15 protein-coding genes and 2 pseudogenes are annotated in these 14,270 nt (G+C 70.7%); 8 read left to right on the forward strand and 9 right to left on the reverse strand.

Translation table 11 applies throughout. From position 1 onward, the window contains the following. Positions 1-726, forward strand: coding sequence for a hypothetical protein (locus ACNFOC_RS16135; RefSeq protein WP_416959811.1), 726 nt, complete (start codon positions 1-3; stop codon positions 724-726). Here ACNFOC_RS16135 and ACNFOC_RS16140 read toward each other — a convergent pair. Both ACNFOC_RS16140 and ACNFOC_RS16145 read right to left on the reverse strand, forming a co-directional pair. Next, positions 713-1,135, reverse strand: a complete 423-nt coding sequence (locus tag ACNFOC_RS16140) for an NUDIX hydrolase (protein ID WP_416959824.1) — start codon at positions 1,133-1,135, stop codon at positions 713-715. The two genes, ACNFOC_RS16135 and ACNFOC_RS16140, sit on opposite strands and share 14 nt — an antisense overlap. A gap of 145 nt (positions 1,136-1,280) precedes the next feature. Then, positions 1,281-1,739 carry a hypothetical protein gene (locus ACNFOC_RS16145; RefSeq protein WP_416959812.1) on the reverse strand — a complete coding sequence of 153 codons (459 nt, stop codon included), beginning with the start codon at positions 1,737-1,739 and terminating at the stop codon, positions 1,281-1,283. 141 nt (positions 1,740-1,880) lie between these two features. Between ACNFOC_RS16145 and ACNFOC_RS16150 the strand changes: the two genes are divergently transcribed. Further along, positions 1,881-3,461 carry a hypothetical protein gene (locus ACNFOC_RS16150; protein WP_416959813.1) on the forward strand — a complete coding sequence of 527 codons (1,581 nt, stop codon included), beginning with the start codon at positions 1,881-1,883 and terminating at the stop codon, positions 3,459-3,461. A 222-nt stretch (positions 3,462-3,683) separates the two neighbouring features. Here the strand turns inward: ACNFOC_RS16150 and ACNFOC_RS16155 are convergent. Continuing rightward, a pseudogene (locus ACNFOC_RS16155) lies at positions 3,684-4,580 on the reverse strand (helix-turn-helix transcriptional regulator); the annotation flags it as partial. A gap of 39 nt (positions 4,581-4,619) precedes the next feature. Here ACNFOC_RS16155 and ACNFOC_RS16160 point away from each other — a divergent pair. Both ACNFOC_RS16160 and ACNFOC_RS16165 read left to right on the forward strand, forming a co-directional pair. After that, on the forward strand, positions 4,620-5,132 hold the full coding sequence (locus ACNFOC_RS16160; protein WP_416959814.1) for a hypothetical protein: 513 nt from the start codon (positions 4,620-4,622) through the stop codon (positions 5,130-5,132). Next, positions 5,129-5,596: a hypothetical protein gene (locus ACNFOC_RS16165; RefSeq protein WP_416959815.1), complete on the forward strand. Its 468-nt coding sequence runs from the start codon at positions 5,129-5,131 to the stop codon at positions 5,594-5,596. The genes ACNFOC_RS16160 and ACNFOC_RS16165 overlap by 4 nt, the downstream gene beginning before the upstream one ends. Here the strand turns inward: ACNFOC_RS16165 and ACNFOC_RS16170 are convergent. The 3 genes from ACNFOC_RS16170 to ACNFOC_RS16180 form a co-directional block, all read right to left on the reverse strand. Then, positions 5,574-6,323 carry a class I SAM-dependent methyltransferase gene (locus tag ACNFOC_RS16170; RefSeq protein ID WP_416959816.1) on the reverse strand — a complete coding sequence of 250 codons (750 nt, stop codon included), beginning with the start codon at positions 6,321-6,323 and terminating at the stop codon, positions 5,574-5,576. The two genes, ACNFOC_RS16165 and ACNFOC_RS16170, sit on opposite strands and share 23 nt — an antisense overlap. A 45-nt stretch (positions 6,324-6,368) precedes the next feature. Beyond that, complete coding sequence (locus tag ACNFOC_RS16175) at positions 6,369-6,674, reverse strand: 4a-hydroxytetrahydrobiopterin dehydratase (RefSeq protein WP_416959817.1); 306 nt, start codon at positions 6,672-6,674, stop codon at positions 6,369-6,371. Between the two features lie 86 nt (positions 6,675-6,760). Then, entirely contained in the window at positions 6,761-7,789 is a 1,029-nt protein-coding gene (locus tag ACNFOC_RS16180) for an ADP-ribosylglycohydrolase family protein (RefSeq protein WP_416959825.1), read from the reverse strand. Positions 7,790-7,882: 93 nt separating this feature from the next. Here ACNFOC_RS16180 and ACNFOC_RS16185 point away from each other — a divergent pair, with 93 nt between their 5' ends. The 4 genes from ACNFOC_RS16185 to narJ all read left to right on the forward strand — a co-directional run bounded on the left by ACNFOC_RS16185 (position 7,883) and on the right by narJ (position 11,194). After that, positions 7,883-8,725 carry a helix-turn-helix domain-containing protein gene (locus ACNFOC_RS16185; RefSeq protein ID WP_416959818.1) on the forward strand — a complete coding sequence of 281 codons (843 nt, stop codon included), beginning with the start codon at positions 7,883-7,885 and terminating at the stop codon, positions 8,723-8,725. Between the two features lie 85 nt (positions 8,726-8,810). After that, positions 8,811-9,674 carry a Sco1979 family transcriptional regulator gene (locus ACNFOC_RS16190; RefSeq protein WP_416959819.1) on the forward strand — a complete coding sequence of 288 codons (864 nt, stop codon included), beginning with the start codon at positions 8,811-8,813 and terminating at the stop codon, positions 9,672-9,674. Between the two features lie 64 nt (positions 9,675-9,738). Next, positions 9,739-10,554 carry an SAM-dependent methyltransferase gene (locus ACNFOC_RS16195; protein WP_416959820.1) on the forward strand — a complete coding sequence of 272 codons (816 nt, stop codon included), beginning with the start codon at positions 9,739-9,741 and terminating at the stop codon, positions 10,552-10,554. A 160-nt stretch (positions 10,555-10,714) separates the two neighbouring features. Beyond that, on the forward strand, positions 10,715-11,194 hold the full coding sequence (narJ, locus tag ACNFOC_RS16200) for a nitrate reductase molybdenum cofactor assembly chaperone (protein ID WP_416959821.1): 480 nt from the start codon (positions 10,715-10,717) through the stop codon (positions 11,192-11,194). On the opposite strand, the gene dnaK is transcribed toward narJ, so the two are convergent. The 3 genes and pseudogenes from dnaK to ACNFOC_RS16215 form a co-directional block, all read right to left on the reverse strand. Further along, complete coding sequence (gene dnaK / locus ACNFOC_RS16205; protein ID WP_416959822.1) at positions 11,191-13,074, reverse strand: molecular chaperone DnaK; 1,884 nt, start codon at positions 13,072-13,074, stop codon at positions 11,191-11,193. The genes narJ and dnaK overlap by 4 nt on opposite strands. 115 nt (positions 13,075-13,189) lie before the next feature. After that, the gene (locus tag ACNFOC_RS16210) at positions 13,190-13,615 is read right to left on the reverse strand and encodes an OsmC family peroxiredoxin (RefSeq protein ID WP_416959823.1); all 426 of its coding nucleotides are present in this window, start codon (positions 13,613-13,615) and stop codon (positions 13,190-13,192) included. Positions 13,616-13,668: 53 nt separating this feature from the next. Continuing rightward, a pseudogene (locus ACNFOC_RS16215) lies at positions 13,669-14,270 on the reverse strand (hypothetical protein); the annotation flags it as partial.

Here is a 14,270-nt window from a genome sequence, read left to right on the forward strand (position 1 = left end):
ATGGGTGGTCGGCAGATCCTGGCGGCGCGGCGGCTGCTGACCGAGGCGTTGGACGGCGACCTGTCCAACCACGACACGGTGACCGCGGCCCGTACGGTCGTCGCCGAACTGGGCTCCCCCGACCGCCTGTTGGAGCTGATCGCCGAACTCGCCTCCGGTGAGGGCGATCCGGCGGCCTGCGCCGAGCTGTCGTACCGTCATGTCCTGGGCTTCGACAAGCTGTTGCTGATCGACGGCGGACCCCGCCATATGCTGCGCGCGCACATCTGGCATCCCGGCGCGACGGCGATCGGCACGGAGGACATCCACAACCACCGTTCCCCGCTTGCCTCTTACGTGGTCCGGGGCCGGCTCGCCATGGAGTTGTACGAGGCGGGAGGAGACGGCGGGATCACCGCGGACCGGTACGAGGAGTCACTGGCCGAGCGCGGCGCCGACTGGCGGCTGCGGCCGACGGGACCGGCACGGCTGCGGCTGACCCACACGGGGCAGTACGCGGCGGGCAGCGCCTACGCCCTCCCGGCACACACCCTGCACCGGGCCTGGTGCGACACGGACGTACCGACCGTGACGCTGTTCCTGGAGACGGGAGCCGCCCGGCGGCGCCACACCGATGTGTTCACGGCAGCGGGGCCGCATCCGGGGGCGGTGGCGAAGGTGCCGCTCGAAGTGCGGGATTATCTGGGCGCGTTGAGCGGTCTGGCGGAGTCGCTCAGAAGTTCGTGAGGGCCTGTCGTACGACGTCCAGGTTGTACGCGTCGATGTCGATGCCGGCACTGGTGAGCTCGGAGGGCGGGAGCCAGAGGTACGTCTGGTCGGGCTCGGGGAGGGTGATCTCCCGAGTGAGGGGCCTGACGAGGAAGTTGTCCTGCCAGTTCTTGGTCTCGCGGCCCCGGTACTCGCTGACGAAGGACGAGTCGCCGATCTTGCGGACGATCTCGCCGAGGAGCCCGGTCTCTTCCTTCAGCTCCCGCAGCGCGCCGTCCTCGGACCGCTCGTCCGGCTCCAGCTTCCCGCACGGAACGCCCCACACGCGCGGGAGGAACCTCTCGGTCACACTGCGGCGCACCAGAAGCACGCGTCCGTCGTCGTCCATCACGACGGCGGCCGCCAGTCGCTTCTCGCCGGGGTCCATGGCCATGGTTCCTCGGTCCCTCGCCGGTGCTGAGTCCAAAGGGTCTGATACCTGATACCCAGGAAAGCATCCAACGTACCAAGGATCGGCGTCCTTCGGCTGTGCCACCGGTCTCACTGGTGGCGGTCCGTGACCGGGCGGACGGTCACGACAGGTCACCCACGGCGTCGGCGTAGTACGCCGATCCCTTGAGGTGCAGGGCGAGTTCACGGAAACTCCAGCCCTCACCCGGCGACTCGTCGAGCTGCTCATCGGTGAGCGTGCCCAGACGGGCCGCCCAGATCCGGGCCAGGCGAGTCAGTCGGCTGCGGGCCTCGTCCAGGTCCTCCTGGGTGAACGGTGCGAGATCCGCCTCGGTCGTGGTCGCGGAGGCGTGCCAGTGGTCGGGCAGCGGCACCTCACCGACCAACCGGTCCTCCAACTCGGCCAGATGATCGACGAGATGATCGGCGACGCGGCGGATCGCCTTGTGCGGGGTGTACACGCGGTCGTCGGCCTGGACTGGCTTTCCGTCCCAGGCGGGCCAGGTGGCCGCGAGGTCGAGGACGTGGTCGACCATGCCGGTGACGGTTTCGGCGGGCGTTTGCTGGGCGGTTTCGGTCATGCGGCCACGCTACGGGCGGCTCGCTCGGCGCGGGCCGAATTTTCGCGCCCGGAAGCAGGCCTCCCTCGTCCCGGCCGGCCCGCCGAAATATTGCGCCCGGCGCGACGGCAACCTCCCCCGCACGGGCGGCGACTTGGGAACATGACCAACGCAAGACGCACCACCACCACTACTACGCACCGTCGCCGTACCCGCCGCCGTATCGCCCGCAAGCCGCTCGCGGGCTCGCTCGCCGTCGCGGCCCTGCTGGGCGGCGCGTGGTACGCGACCGCGGCGACGAGCGGCTCCGGGAGCGGCGGCTCGACCGCGGCCGGGACGTCCACGTCCACCTCCGCGTCCACCAGCACCTCCACGGAGGCCGCCGCGAACGGCACTCCGTCGGCGACGACGGCCACCTCCCCGGCGGCCTCCGCGAAGACCACCCCGAAGGCCGCCGCGAAGACCTCGACGGCCGCCAAGGCCGCGACCGGCACGCTCTCCCCGATCAGCACCACGGTGGCGCTCGCCGCCAAGTTCCCCTATCTGACGGCCGGTTACAACAACACCCGCGAGTGGACCCGTACGGCCACTGCCGTGGCCCCCAATGGAACCCTGCGCGTGGCCTGGCCCGCCGCCGACGGTGTCCACGTGACCCCGCTGAACGCCGCCGGGCTGCGCTCGGGCGCCGACACGGTCGTCAAGGGCGCCAAGGAGGTCGGCGGGCTGGTCGCGCACAACGACGGGTTCGCGCTGCTCACGCGGGTGGCCGACACCAACAAGTGGAAGGAGACGGCCGCCGCGATCGTCCGCTACACCAACGGCAAGCAGACCTTCCGCACCAAGCTCACCGGCACCGCCTCGAACGACACCTCTCCGGGTCTCGACGGCCAACTCACCTGGAACGGCACCAAGTACGGCGCGTACTTCGTCGTGCACGGCGCGGGCGGCTTCGCGGACGGCCACTTCGGCGACAAGTTGGCCTACATCAGCGCCAAGGGCGCCAAGCTGAGCGGTGGTTGGAGCTGGGGCTGTAGCCACAACGAGGGCATCGCCCTGCACGCGGAGACGTCCGGCGCCTTCACCTCTCTCTGCTTCGACGACTGGCGCTCGGGCCTGTTCGTCTCCACCGGGATCGGCGCCCCGGACGTCGCGCCGGTCGTGCAGCGCGAGCAGTGCTGGGCAGGGTACTGCGGTGGTACCTTCCCCGGCCGCACCGGTGACCTGGTCAAGTCGGCGACCGGCCGGTACGCCACCGCCTTCGCCTCCCGCGGCGCCGCCTCGGCCAAGAAGAACTCCGCCGACTCCAGCGGACGCGGCTGGACGGTGACCCCGAAGACGAGCACCCACCAGGTCGCCGTCGCCTTCATGGCCAACCGCAACTCCGGTCCGGGCAAGGCGATTTACCTCACGAGTGCGGCAGGCACCGAGAACGTCAACGTGCACATCGCCCCGTACGGCAAGGACCGCCTCCTGGTCTCCTGGGAGTCCCTGAAGGGAGCCAAGTGCGCCGCCGGCACCTGCACCGGCACCTTCACGGGCACACACCTGCGGCTCATCGACTGGAACGGCAAGGTCCAGGGTGCGGACAAGGTGGTGACCGCCCGGATCAGCGGCGACATAGCGGTCCTGAAGAACGGCACGCTGACCTGGGCCTACGCCCCGGTCACCCCAACCTACGCGACCGCGCTCAACGGGGCTTCACCGACCACGACGAGTCTGCGGATCGCTCGGCTGACTCCCTGAACCGGAAGCCCATCCGCTTGCCGCCGGACCACTGCACGGTGACGCCGTGATCCCCGTCGACCTCCACGGACACGAGTTCCGCGAGGGGGCGGGGGTCCGGCTCCGCCGTGAGCCGGGCCAGGGCGACGAACAGGGTGGGCCCGTCACCGACGACACCTTCGCCGTCCAACAGGCCGTACAGGGAGGCGAGTTCGGCGTCCAGCCCTTCCCCCGCCGACCACCCCGTGACCCGAACTCGGGCGGTGCCAGGACCTCGATGTCCGTGCCCAGCCGCAGGAACTCGCCGTGCGCGTGCTCGACGGACTCGATCGGTACCGACATCAGGGTCCAACCGTCCTGCTCCGCCTGTCCGTTGACGGGGACCGCACGGGCGAGCGTCGCCCCCGGCGCCAGCCGGACCACCGCCTCGCTCCGGTACAGACGGTCGTGGAAGTCCCGTTGGTGAGCCGTCCAGTACGCGGCCAGGTCGAAGCCATCCGGGCGCGTGAACTCCTCGTCGGAGGCGGAGGCGGTGAGTTCGAGGATCTGGTCGACGCGGAACGTGCGCGGTCCGGGACCGGCGACGACATACCAGCGGCCCGCCTTCAGCACGAGCCCGTACGGCTCCAGCCTGCGCTCCACGTCGGTCGGCTCGCGCCAGCGGCGGTATACGGCATACAGAACACGGTTGTTCCATACGGCGTCGGCGACTGTATGCAAGAACGGTGTCTCGTCGGCGTCCGCGTACCAGCCCGGCGCGTCCAGATGGAACCGGCCGCTGATCCGGTCGGCGTGCTCGCGCAGTTCGGCCGGCAGAGCCGCCCGCACCTTCAGCTGGGCGGCGGCCAGGACCGGGCCGAGGCCCAGGTCGGCGGCCGGTCCCGGCGCGCCCGCGAGGAACAGGGCCTCGGCCTCGTCCGTGGTCAGACCGGTGAGGCGGGTGCGGTAGCCGTCGAGGAGGCGGTAGCCGCCGGCGTGGCCCGCGTCGCCGTACAGCGGGACGCCCGCCGCGCTCAGCGCCTCGACGTCCCGGTAGACCGTGCGGACCGAGACCTCCAGGGCCTCGGCGAGCTGGGCGGCGGTCATCCGGCCGCGGGTCTGGAGCAGCAGGAGGATCGAGACGAGTCGGCTGGACTTCACTGACACAGGATGTCAGTGAAGCGGGCCTAGCGTCCTGCCATGCCCTTCACGGAGAAACTGCTGACCGTGCCACCGCCGATCGAAGTGGCCGGGCGGCACATCAAGCGCTACCACGTCACCGCCGACCCCGCGGGGATCGCCCCCGAGGTGGAGAGGGCGGCGTACGCGATCCTCCCGGAGCTGCTGCCCGGGCCGGGCCCGCGGCTCCCCGGCGGCGGAGCCGGCGATGACACCACTCCACCGGCCACGTTCGTCGTGCTGCACCGGGGCGGTGACGACGGCGCCTATCTGAACGCGTACAGCTGGGTGTGGGACAACGTCCTGCACTTCCGGGGCGCGTCGGCGGGCCAGCCGGTGCTGGGGTGCCCGGACCTCGACCCGACCCACTTCATCACTCCCGACCTGCCGTGGATCGGCTGTGTCTGGGAGCTGCCGCCGATCCTGCACGAACGGGACGCCTGGGTGCGGCACTTGCTCACGCCCGAAGTCCCGGATCTCGACGCGTACTTGGCCGACTCCCTGGCCGCCGGAACCACTGGAGACCGCTCATGAGCAGCCCGCACGACTTCGACTTCTTCCACGGCGAGTGGGAGGTCGCGAACCGCCGGCTCACCGACTTCCTCCAACCCGGCAGCGGATGGGAGGAGTTCGAGGGCACGAGCCATTGCTGGCCGCTCTTCGACGGCGCCGCGAACGTCGACGAGATCGACATGCCGTACCTGGGGTCGAAGGGCCTGACCCTGCGGCTCTTCGACCGGGAGAGCGAACAGTGGTCGCTGAACTGGTCGTCGAGCGGCACCGGGAAGCTGTTCCCGCCGGTGACCGGGCGGTTCGAGGACGGCCGGGGCGAGTTCCACGGCGACGACGCGCACGAGGGGAAGGACGTGCGGGTGCGGTTCGTGTGGTCGGGGATCTCCGCGAGCGGCGCGCGGTGGGAGCAGGCGTTCTCGGTGGACGGCGGGGCGAGTTGGGTGACCAACTGGACGATGGACTTCACCCGGCCGAAGGCTTCCTGAAGGCCAGGATCGTGAACTCGGGGTCCGCGCGCGGCCGTTCCTGGTCCGGGAGCGACTCCATCCCGGCGGCGAACCGTTCGGTGAGCGGTTCGCCGGGCGGCAGCATGGTGAACCAGCCGCGTCGCAGGTCCGCGGTGGTGCTGCGGGGGCTACGCCCCTGACCGTGGCCCCGGAAGCGGGCCGTACCGGCAGGGCGGAGGCCGAACTCGGCGGCGTGCGCGCGGACTTGGTCGGCGCGGTCCTGGGCGGGGCGGCGCGGACGGGGTGCGAGGACGGCGTCGATGTCGCTGCCGACGTCGTGGGCGGCTGCCTTGTCGACCGTCGTGATGTACACACCGCCGGGTCGCAGGACCCGCGCGCACTCCGCGATGATCGCCCTGGCGTCCTCCGGGCCGTCCACCAGGTGCAGCAGCCATATGGTCGTGATCGTGTCGAACGCCCCGTCCGGGAAGGGGAGTTGGCGGCTGTCCGCGAGGAGGATCGCGGACGGGAGCCGGGCGGCCGCCGTGCGGGCCATCGCGGGTGCCGCGTCGAGGCCCGTCACCCGTAGGCCGGGGCGGGCCGCGGCCAGGCGGCGGGTGACGATGCCGGTGCCGCAGGCCACGTCGAGGAGACTTCGGGCGTGCTGCGGGACGAAGCCCAGTACGGCTTCGGCGGCCGCTGCGGCGCGGGGCTCACCGCCACGCGTCGCGTCGTACGCGTCGGCTTCCTTGTCGTAGTCGAGCACGCGCTTCCGTCCCCTTCTCTCCCCGCCCCTCCTGGCCGCCGCCGGTCAGCTCGCGCCGTGTCCCGGGGCCAAGTCCTCGACCCTGCGCGCGAGTTGGAAGTCCAGCTCGGTGATCGCGCCGCCGACGCTGTGGGTGTTCACGGTGAGGGTGACGGTGTTGTAGCCGAGGGTCAGGTCGGAGTGGTGGTCGAGTTCCTCCTGGACCTGGGCGATGTGGACGACCATCGCGGTGGCCGCGAAATGGGAGGCGAGGCGGTACGCGCGGGTGAGGCGGTCGGTGTCCACCGACCAGCCCGGGAGTTCCGCGAGACCGTCCTCGATCTCCTTCTGCGACAGCGGTGCGACGGGCATGGCCTCGCTCCTTCCTCGGGGTCGGGTTCCTCTTCAGCGTGCCACAGGGGGGTGGCTGCGCACCTGGTCAGAAGGGTGCCCGGCGGTCAGCCCCGTACGCACTCGGCCGCGAGATCGTCGGCGAGGGCGGCGATCGCGGCGCGGCCCTCGACCTGCTGGACCCAGTTGTGGGGCAGGCCGTGGTCGCCGTACCGGGCGCCGAGGAGGTTGCCGCAGATGGAGCCGGTGGAGTCGCTGTCGCCGGAGTGGTTGACGGCGAGGAGCAGCGCGGCCTTCACGTCGCTCGCCGCCAGCGCGCTGTAGACGCCGATCGCGAGGGCCTCCTCCGCGACCCAGCCCGCGCCGAGGGACTCGACCTTCTCGGCGGTGGGCGAGCCCTCGGCGGCCAGGTCCAGGGCTTGGCGGAGGGCGGCCGAGGTCTCCTCGTGGGCGGGGTGGCGCTCCAGCAGTCGTAGCGCCAGCAGGACCGATCCCTCCAGGGACTCCCCGCTGACCAGGTGCGCGACGATCGCGGCGAGGGCGCCCGCCGCGTAGTAGCCGGTGGGGTGGCCGTGGGTGATCTGGGCGCCGCGGGCCGCCATCGCGAAGGCCCCATCGGCGGTGTTGGCCAGGCCGAAGGGGGCCGAGCGCATCACCGTGCCGCACCCCTTGGAGTCGGGGTTGACGGGTCCCGGTGTGCCGTCGAGGGGGATCCACGGGTCGGGCGCGTACATCTGGGCGACCCCGGACAGGCAGGCGTTGCCGGGGGCGCGGCGGGCGTACAGCCAGGGCTCGCTGATCAGACCGGACGTGGCGCTGTCGTCCGGTGCGGGCTTCGACTGGGTCTCCAGCCAGCGTTCGTACGCCTGACGGAGCAGCATGGACCAGGCGCCGCCGATCCCCTTCGCCCGTTCCCGCGCGTGGGACGTGATGATCGCCTCGACGGTGAACAGGGTCATCTGGGTGTCGTCGCTGATCAGGCCCAGGGCGCCGTGTGCGCCGGGCACGTACCCGGCCACGCCGCGCTGTCCGTGGCTCGCGCGGATGCGGTCCAGCGAGGTGAACTCGATCGGATAGCCGAGGGCGTCGCCGACCGCGCCCCCGAGGAGGCAGCCGCGGACTCTGGCCCGGTACATCGCCGCGGCCTCCCTCACGGAGTTCCCTGCGGCCTGCTCGGACGGGATCCTCGACTCGTTCACGTGCGCGCTCCTTCGACTACGGTCATGCGTATGACCATTGTCCCGACCGGCACCGACACCGCTGCCGCCGCCCCGGCCGGCAAGGGCGTCGGCCCGCTGCTGCGTGCCTGGCGGGAGCGGCGGCGGGTCAGTCAGCTGGAGCTGGCGCTGCGGGCCGACTCCTCCGCGCGGCACATCAGCTTCGTCGAGACGGGGCGGTCCCGGCCGAGCGAGGAGATGGTGCTGCGCCTCGCCGAGCACTTGGACGTGCCCGTACGCGAACGCAACTCCCTTCTCCTGGCGGCCGGTTACGCACCCCACTATCCGGAAACCCCGCTGGACGACCCGGCGTTGGACGCGTTGCGCGAGGGTCTGGAGCGGCTGATCCAGGGCTACGAGCCGTTTCCGGCGCTGGTGGTCGACGCCACCTACACCGTCGTCGCGGCGAACCGGGGCATCACCATGCTCCTGGACGGCGTACCGGAGTCCCTCCTCCAACCCCCGCTCAACGCCATGCGGTTGACGCTCCACCCCGAGGGCATGGCACCGCGCATCCGCAATCTGGGCGAATGGCGCGGGCATCTCCTCGCGCAGATGGAGCGGCAGATCGCGCTGCACCGCTCCGAGCCGTTGCGGGCGCTGTACGAGGAGGTCGCCGCGTACCCGGCGCCCGGGACGGCCTACTCCGGAGACGACGGGGACGAACCCTCCCCGTCCGTCCCGTACTTCGCGCTGCCTATGCGGATCGAGCACGACGGCCGGGTGCTGTCCTTCGTCTCCTCGATCTCCACGTTCAACACACCCATGGATGTCACGGTGTCCGAGCTGGCGATCGAGACGTTCCTCCCGGCCGACCCGGCGACGGCCAAGTACCTGCACGCGCTGGGGGACTGACGAATGATCACCTCCGAACCGCTGAGACAATGGCCGGAACATGGCACACTGCCCCCAGACTTCGGCGCGTATGGGGAGGCGTGGCGTGAGTGAACGACGGCCCGCGCCCACGGTGGGCCAAGTGGTGCTGGGCAGAAGGCTCCAGGAGTTGCGTGAGGCGGCCGGCATCAAGCGCGAGGAGGCCGCGCAGGTCCTGCGGGTGGCCCCGGCGACCGTACGGCGGATGGAGATGGCCGAGGTCGCGCTGAAAGTGCCGTACGTCCAGGTGCTGTTGACGACGTACGGGGTGTCCGAGGAGGAGACGGACGCGTTCGTCGCGCTCACCGAGGAGGCGAACCAGCCGGGTTGGTGGCAGCGGTTCCACGATGTGCTGCCGGAGTGGTTCAGCCTGTACGTGAGCCTGGAGAGCGCCGCCGGGCTGATCCGCTCCTACGAACCGCACTTCGTACCGGGCCTGTTGCAGACCGAGGACTACGCGCGCGCCGTGATGGAGGCCGGGACGATCGGGCAGACCGGTCCGGAGACCATCGAGCGGCATGTGTCGCTGCGGATGGCGCGGCAGGGGCTGCTGGAGCGGGACAATCCGCCGCACCTGTGGGTGATCATGGACGAGACCGTGCTGCGCCGGCCGGTGAGCATTCGCGGCGAGGTCATGCGCGAACAGCTCGACAAACTCCTGGAGTTCGGCGAGCGCGACCGGGTCACGCTCCAGGTCGCCGAGTTCGAGAGCGGCCCGCACCCGGGGACGTACGCCCCCTTCTCGCTGTTCCGTTTCACCGAACCGGAGCTGCCCGACATGGTGTTCACCGAGTACCTGACGGGCGCCCTGTACCTGGACTCCCGTACGGAGGTCTCCGCGCATCTGGAGGTCCTCGACCACATGACGGCGCACGCCGCGTCCGCACAGCGCACGAAGAAGATCCTGCGGGACTACCGCGAGACCTTCTGAGCACGGTCCGGCACACAGCACGGTTCCCGGCACACCGACCGAACTTCCGAGGAGACGACACCGCATGACCGGATCCGAAGCCGCGCCCACCCGTATCGACACCAGCCGGCCGCATCCGGCGCGGGTGTACGACTGGTGGCTCGGCGGCAAGGACAACTACCCGGTGGACGAGGAGCTGGCGCGCAGGATCCTCGCCGTCGACGCCACCGCGGTGCGCGGCGCGCGCGCCAACCGCCGGTTCATGCACCGGGCGACCCGGACCACCGCCGAGGCCGGGATACGCCAGTTCCTGGACATCGGCACGGGCATCCCCACCGAGCCCAACCTCCACCAGGTGGCGCAGAGTGTCGCCCCGGACGCCAAGGTGGTGTACGCGGACAACGACCCGATCGTGCTGCGGCACGCGGAGGCGCTGCTGCACGGCTCGGCCGAGGGCAGCACCGAGTACGTGCACGCCGACGTCCGCGACCCGGACACCATCCTGCGGCTGGCCGGCGAGACCCTCGACTTCGCGCAGCCGGTCGCGCTGTCGCTGGTCGCGCTCACCCACTACCTGGGCGACGACCCCGCGGGCGACGACGTGTACGGCCTGATCAAGCGGTACATCGACGTGCTCGCCCCGGGCAGCTATCTGGTGATGTCGCAGGTCACCCCCGACCTCAACCCGGAGGCCATCGCGAAGGCGGCCGACCACTTCCGGCACAGCGGCACGCCGTTCTATCCGCGCACCCTGGCCGAGTTCTCGCGGTTCTTCGACGGTCTGGAGCTGCTCGGCCCCGGTGTAATCTCGGTCTACGGCTGGCGGCCGGACCCGGAGGACGTGGCGGCCCAGGCGGAGGGCATCGTGCCCCTGTACGGCGGCGTCGCCCGCAAGGCCTGACCCGTACGGCTGCGGTGAACGGGTGCGCTCCCCTGCCCCGCCCTAGGTTCGACACACGGGCGAGCAAGGGAGCGCAGGTGACGGACACACGGACACCGCCCACCGAGCCGGGAACGGCACCGCCGCGGGCCGGGCGGACCACGCAGCGAAGGAGGGCCTGATGCCCTCGGACGCTGTGCTGTACCAGGCGGCCGCGCTCTGCCTGACCTACCCCGACGACGACTTCCGTGCCCGGCTCCCCCTGCTGCGCGAAGCCGCCCCGCAGCTACGGGAGTTCGTCGACCACGCGGCCCTCACCCCGGCGCGGGACCTGGCCGCGCACTACGTCCAGGTCTTCGACGCCGAGAACCGGCACAGCCTGTACCTGAGCCGGTGGCACGACGGCGACACCCTGAGGCGCGGTATGTCCCTGGTCCGCTTCAAGGACCTGTACCGCGCCCACGGGTTGGAGTTCACCGGGGAGGAGCTGCCCGACTTCCTGCCCGCGGTCCTGGAGTTCACGTCCCGCACCGGCAATCTCGACCTGCTCGCCGAGCACCGCGCGGCCCTGGACCAGCTCCGCTCCCGTCTGACCGACTTCGGCACGCCGTACGCCTCCGTCCTGGACGCCGTCCGCGCCACCCTGCCGGCCGGGACTTAGGCGGCGCCGCCCTTCATGTCACGTTCGTCGTCGACGATCTCCGCGTCGACGACGCCTTCCTCCTCCTCGTGCTGCCGCGCGGAGTCGGGTTCCTCGGTGCTCTCCGCCTGCTCCGTGGGTGCCTGCTGCGCGGCCTGGGCGTACATCGCCTGCCCCATCCGCTGGCTGACGGTGGCGAGTTTCTCGACGCCTGTGCGCAACTCGGCCGTATCGGCGTCGTGTTCCAGCAGGGACTTCACCTCGGCGGCCGTCGCCTCGACCTCGGACCTGATGTCGGCCGGAACGCGTTCCTCGTTCTCGTGGATGAACTTCTCGGTCTGGTAGACGAGTTGCTCGGCCTGGTTGCGGGTCTCGGCGGCCTCGCGGCGCTTGCGGTCGTCGTCCGCGTACTGCTCGGCCTCCCGCATCATGCGGTCGATGTCCTCCTTGCCGAGGGCCGAGCCGCCGGTGACGGTCATCTTCTGTTCGCGGGCGGTCGCCAGGTCCTTCGCGGAGACGTGCATGATGCCGTTGGCGTCGATGTCGAAGGCGACCTCGATCTGCGGGACCCCGCGCGGTGCGGGCGGCAGGCCGGTGAGGTCGAAGACGCCCAGCTTCTTGTTGTACGCGGCGATCTCACGTTCGCCCTGGTAGACCTGGATGCCGACCGAGGGCTGGTTGTCGGTGGCGGTGGTGAAGATCTCCGAACGCCGGGTCGGGATGGTCGTATTGCGTTCGATGAGCTTCGTCATGATGCCGCCCTTGGTCTCGATGCCCAGGGACAGCGGGGTGACGTCGAGGAGCAGGACGTCCTTCACGTCGCCGCGGATGACCCCGGCCTGGAGGGCGGCGCCGACCGCCACGACCTCGTCGGGGTTGACGCCCTTGTGCGGGTCCTTGCCGGTGAGTTCCTTGACGAGGTCGGTGACGGCGGGCATCCGGGTCGAGCCGCCGACGAGGATCACGTGGTCGACCGCGGAGAGCTTGATGCCCGCGTCCTTGACCGCCTGGTGGAAGGGGGTCTTGCAGCGGTCGAGGAGATCGGCGGTGAGTTCCTGGAACTGGGCGCGGGTCAGCTTCTCGTCGAGGTGCAGCGGGCCGTCCGCGGAGGCGGTGATGTAGGGCAGGTTGATCGTCGTCTCGGTGGACGACGACAGTTCGATCTTCGCCTTCTCGGCGCCCTCGCGCAGGCGTTGCAGCGCCATCTTGTCCTTGCCGAGGTCGATGCCCTGCTGCCCCTGGAACTTCTTGACCAGGTACTCCATGACCCGCTGGTCCCAGTCGTCGCCGCCGAGGTGGGTGTCGCCGTTGGTGGCCTTGACCTCGATGACGCCGTCGCCGATCTCCAGGAGGGAGACGTCGAAGGTGCCGCCGCCGAGGTCGAAGACGAGGACGGTCTGTTCCTCGCCGCGGTCGAGGCCGTAGGCGAGGGCGGCGGCGGTCGGTTCGTTGATGATCCGCAGGACCTTGAGGCCCGCGATCTCGCCGGCCTCCTTGGTGGCCTGGCGCTGGGAGTCGTCGAAGTAGGCGGGGACGGTGATCACGGCGTCGGTGACGTCCTCGCCGAGATAGGCCTCCGCGTCCCGTTTCAGTTTCTGGAGCACGCGCGCGGACAACTCCTGGGCGCGGTACCGCGTTCCGTCGATGGCGCCCGTGTCGGGGAACCGCCAACTCGTGTTGCCCATATGCCGTTTCACCGAGCGCGCGGTGCGCTCGATGTTCGTCACCGCCTGCCGTTTGGCGACCTCGCCGACGAGCACCTCGCCGTTCTTGGCGAAGGCCACGACCGAGGGTGTGGTCCTCGCCCCCTCGGCGTTGGCCACCACTGTGGCCTCGCCGCCCTCCAGCACCGCGACCACCGAGTTCGTGGTCCCCAGATCGATCCCGACCGCACGTCCCATCGCCGTCCCCTTCCGCCAGGCGCTGCCCGATCTCCAGCTGAGAACTTGAGTGCGGGAATGTCAATGCCGCACCCGTTTTTCCGGGCGCGGCATCGAGGCGGGGGGAAAGCGGGGGTCAGGCGGATTCCACCGTCAGCGTGATCGTCGTACCCGTGAGGGCCTGGCTGACCGGGCAGTTCTTCTTGGCGTCCTCGGCGGCGGCGGCGAAGCCGGCCGCGTCCAGGCCGGGGACCTCGCCGCGGACGGTGAGGTGGATGCCGGTGATGCCCTCGCCGGGCTGGAAGGTGACGTCGGCCTTGGTCTCCAGGCGGGTGGGCGGGGTGCCCGCGCCGGTCAGGCCGTGGGAGAGCGCCATGGAGAAGCAGCTGGAGTGGGCGGCGGCGATCAGTTCCTCGGGGCTGGTCCTGCCGTTGGCGTCCTCGGCGCGCGAGGCCCACGTCACCGGCTGCACACCGATGCCTGACGAGTCGAAGGTGACCTCGCCGCTGCCCTTGATGAGTTCGCCTTCCCAGACGGTGTGTGCGGTGCGCGTGGTTGCCACGATGATTCCTTTCGAAGCGGATGTCGTTCGGGGCCATCCGATCACATTCCGCTTCAGCGCACGCGGAAGACCGGCCCACGGGCGGTGAACGGCAGGCGAGCGTTCTGCGGTATCAGATAGGCGTGTTCGCGCCGCACCCGCAGGGTGTCGCACCAGCCGTCCGTGATGACGAGGATCGGCGCGCCCGGCGGGAAGTCGTCCGCGCGGTGCAGCAGATCGATCCCGGGCTGGAGGACCGTACCGCCGCGTCCGTGCACCCGGACCCGGCCCGCGATGTCGGTGACCGCCACATAGCCCGCGTCGTGCGGGGCCGCGTCGCAGAACACGACCCGGGCGGCCGGTACGTCACGGGCCTCGGCGTACGACGCGATCGCGCCCAGCGCCTTGCCGAGGAGGCCGCGGTCCATGGAGCCGGAGGTGTCGAGGACGACGCCGAAGGTGCAGCGGGCGATCTCCTCGGGCGGGAAATAGTGGCCCGCGCGCGGGATGTCGGGGGCTTCCCGCCCGCGCGGTCGCCTGCCCACGGCGGCGCACTGGACGAGGTGACCGCCGGTGCGGAAGATCGCGATGCGGTCGCCGAGCCGTACGGCCTCGTCGATGTCGTGCGTGACGAAGACGATGGTCTTGTTCAACTCCTTCTGGAGCCGCAGCAGTT

The organism is Streptomyces colwelliae (assembly GCF_048158785.1).
Lineage (GTDB): Bacteria > Actinomycetota > Actinomycetes > Streptomycetales > Streptomycetaceae > Streptomyces.